The sequence below is a fragment of the Moorena sp. SIO3I6 genome (genome assembly GCF_010672095.1).
Genome location: NZ_JAAHHU010001075.1, coordinates 1 through 1,714, shown reverse-complemented (window position 1 = coordinate 1,714; position 1,714 = coordinate 1). Strand labels below are relative to the sequence as shown.

The window sequence follows — 1,714 nt, the reverse complement described above, 5'->3', positions numbered from 1 at the left end:
GAGCAGCTTTAAAGCATGGAAGTAAAAACTTCATCAATGGCCAACCTAGTGCTCGGCAACCTACCCACCACCAGTAGACTGTCCAGACAATTCCTAGCACGAAAGCAACTGCAATTCCCACCCCAATTAGTCCTGCTTGCTGAGCACCAATGATAAAGCTCAAGAACGCTACGGGAGCAATCATAAGGTTAACCTTGGCGTTAATCCCAGTTCTGCCTTTTGCTGCAAGCATATTAATCAGTGAATTATTGATCAGCCTAAAGTAAGCAAACACAAGTAACCAAGGAATCACCTGGCAGGCTGGCACCCACTTCTGGCCAAATATCATAGAGATGAGCTGATCGTCTACCACTAAAAAAAATAAGGCGTATAGAGGAGCCCCCAGGAAAGCCATTTGTTCAACCATTGTGACTAGAACACTTTGCTGCTGTTCGTCATTCTCTAACTGGGCGAATGAAGACATTCCTACCTGATTAATCACCTCACCCATTACAGTGTTAATTGTCTGGGTCAATTGGTAAGCAAAGTTGTAGTATCCCAAATTAGTATTACCCAGCAGTTTACCAATGACAAAGTTGTCACCATTGGCATTTACATAAAATCCCAAACTGGAGCCAGTGGCACCAAAACAGAACGACAAGACTTCTGAGCTAGCCTGTGGATCAATTTGTAAGCGGAATTTGTGTTCTACATGACGACGACTAATCCAATACTCTATAAACCAAAAAGCCGCATCTCCCACTACAAATGACCAATAGCTCAAACCGATAAAGGCGCAACCAGTGGTAGAGACTACTCGCACTAACGAGGCGATTATGGTCGCATGGGCTATTTCCCGATACCTCATCTGTCTAGTGAGTACTCCCTGATAAACAGACTGGATAGAAGCCACCACCAGATTAAAGGCGAACACGATCAGAATCCATACCAGGTCTGGTACACCGAAAAAGTTAGCCGCTAGGGGAGATATCGCCACCATTGCCACTGCCAACATCAATCCCCTGGCAATAGCAATTGTGTATGTTGTATTTAAATAACGCTGGTCTTCAATGCCCTTGTAGACAATAAAAGAGTTGATGGTGCCTTGGGTGAACAAATTCAGGAAAGACCAAAAAATATAGGCAACGCTAATCACCCCAAATTCAGATGGCAACAGCAACCTTGCTAGTATCAGGTTACTTAGCAATACCAGCAGACGTGTCCCGAGGGCTCCGTATGTTGTCCAGAACCCACTTGTGAGTAACGAGCTGAGTTTCATTAGGTTAGCAAGGTTTGGAAGGGACAAAAGGCTTGCATGAAAAAGCCTTACATCTCAAAGGCAAATGACCAATTACTGATGACTAATACAAAATTTTTAGTTGTTTGCTCTGTATTCTACGGAGCCAAGTGATCGCTTAATCACCAACTTAGCTAGTGGTGCCAGACGTACAGCTACCAGCGTCAGAAGCGATCGCGGATCGCGATAGAAGATTGAGCTATTGGCAGCTAACGCTTGGTTGATAAAGTGAACAGCTTTAGCTGCATCACCAGCAGTTAGGGATAATCGAGCTAGGTAGCGATACATATAGGCGTAAGCCGTAGGCAATACTTTCTCTACCAATTCTGGAGAACGTTCATAATGTTAGAATTCGGGTATTTTACCCGCGAATTCCCTAAGTCATACCCCTCCAGTTTCTGAAGGCTCCTACCTAGAACAAGCCGCACTTAATCAACG

2 protein-coding genes are annotated in these 1,714 nt (G+C 44.5%); both read right to left on the bottom strand.

What is annotated here, in order from left to right:
- Window positions 1-1,258: oligosaccharide flippase family protein (locus F6K49_RS46260; protein ID WP_293109170.1), on the bottom strand; the 1,258-nt coding region annotated here is incomplete at its 3' end.
- Between the two features lie 96 nt (window positions 1,259-1,354).
- Window positions 1,355-1,585 carry a hypothetical protein gene (locus F6K49_RS46255; RefSeq protein WP_293109168.1) on the bottom strand — a complete coding sequence of 77 codons (231 nt, stop codon included), beginning with the start codon at window positions 1,583-1,585 and terminating at the stop codon, window positions 1,355-1,357.
- Window positions 1,586-1,714: the final 129 nt, after the last annotated feature.